The sequence below is a fragment of the Nocardioides sp. genome, from assembly GCF_036401255.1.
Taxonomy (GTDB): Bacteria; Actinomycetota; Actinomycetes; order Propionibacteriales; family Nocardioidaceae; genus Nocardioides.
The window spans coordinates 1-1,590 of the sequence record NZ_DASWVI010000477.1; the positions used below are offsets into that span (position 1 = coordinate 1).

Annotated in this window: 2 protein-coding genes; one reads left to right on the top strand and one right to left on the bottom strand. The window is 74.4% G+C overall.

The window, feature by feature from the left end; translation table 11 throughout:
• Positions 1 to 168: 168 nt before the first annotated feature.
• Complete coding sequence (locus VGD85_RS21985; protein ID WP_331065567.1) at positions 169 to 483, bottom strand: DUF1905 domain-containing protein; 315 nt, start codon at positions 481 to 483, stop codon at positions 169 to 171.
• Between the two features lie 133 nt (positions 484 to 616).
• Here VGD85_RS21985 and VGD85_RS21990 point away from each other — a divergent pair.
• A partial coding sequence (locus VGD85_RS21990; protein ID WP_331065568.1) for a glycosyltransferase occupies positions 617 to 1,590 on the top strand: 974 nt, incomplete at its 3' end.

Genomic DNA, 1,590 nt, shown 5'->3' on the forward strand with positions numbered 1-1,590 from the left:
AACACGATCGTCTGGTACATCGTCGGCGGCCTGGTCGCCGCCGTCGGATTCATCATCTGCGTCGTCGGCGCGCTGGTGAGCGTTCCGGTGGTGCTGCTCGGCACGGCGTACACCTACAAGACGCTCAACCGCGAGCCGGTCGCGCCGTAGCGCCCCCGCTCGACCTGCTCAGATCAGCTCGAGCCGCAGCCGCGCCGGGTCCCCGACATCGAGGGACTCGGCGCGGCGCACGGCCTTCTTGACCGGCAGCACGTAGCCGCGCTGCTTGTCGGGGAAGACCGAGGTGCGCCACGTCGAGCCGCCCAGCGTCACCTCGACCCGCACCGAGCCGAAGCCGCGCGGTGGACCACCGCGGAGCCGGATCTCCTCGGTCTCGTCGGGCGGCACGGTCGCGAACACCCACGAGGCGCCCTGCGGCGAGGAGTCCCACTCCCACAGCTCGGCCTCGAACTCGCACGTCCACCCGGCCCCGCCGTCGCCCATGCGGCCAGCGTGCACCATCGCGCCGACACCGGACATCCACCCGCGTCTCGCCGCGCGTTCACACGGGCACGGGACGGTCGTCTGCGTGCGCATCGCCCAGCTGGCCAACTTCATCGGACCCGCCTCCGGCGGCATGAAGACCGCGGTCGCGGCGCTCGGGGCGGGCTACACCGCGGCCGGCGTCGAGCGGCTCCTCGTCGTCCCCGGGCCGTCCGACGCCGTGAGCACCACCGAGCACGGCGACGTCGTGCAGGTGCGGGCTCCCCGGGTGGGCGGCGGCTACCGGTTGATCGTCGAGCCGTGGCGGGTCGTCGACGTCCTCGAGCGCTTCGCCCCGACGTCGGTGGAGCTCAGCGACAAGCTCACGCTGCTGCCGGTCACCCGGTGGGCACGGCGGCGCGGCGTCGGGTCGGTGCTGTTCTCCCACGAGCGGCTCGACGACATGTTCGCGATGCGCAGCGGCCTGGAGACCACCTCGAAGGTCTCGATCGGACTGCTCAACCGCGTCCTGGTCCGCAGCTTCGACACCGTGGTCGTCACCTCGGACTACGCGCAGCGGGAGTTCCAGTCCGTCGCCGACGCGGTCGGCTGCCCCATGGTGCGGGTCCCGCTGGGCGTCGACCTCGACACGTTCCGCCCGCACCCGGTGTCGTCCGCGGACGTGCTGCGGCTGGCCCACGTCGGGCGGCTCTCCCGGGAGAAGTCGCCGCACCTGGCCGTCGCGACCGCGGTCGAGCTGCACCGCCGCGGCGTGCCGGTCCGGATGGACGTGTACGGCGACGGCTCGCACCGCGACGAGCTCGTCGAGATCGCGGCCGGCGCGCCGGTGGCGTTCCACGGGTTCGTCGAGGGGCGCGCGGACCTCAGCCGCCGGCTCGCCGCGGCCGACGTGGCGCTGTCGGTGTGCCCCGGCGAGACGTTCGGCCTCGCCGTCCTCGAGGCGCTGGCCAGCGGGACGCCGGTCGTCACGGCCGACCGGGGCGGCGCCCGCGAGCTCGTGGACGAGCACTCAGGTGCCTGGGCCGAGCCCGACCCGGCCGCGCTCGCCGACGCGGTGCTCGACGTGGCCGCTCGGCCGGCCGGCGTACGACGGCGGGCGGCGCGACG

What these genes read in the sequence shown, in the direction of transcription:
- VGD85_RS21985 (WP_331065567.1), bottom strand. Translation starts at nt 483, where the DNA reads ATGGGCGACGGCGGGGCCGGGTGGACGTGCGAGTTCGAGGCCGAGCTG.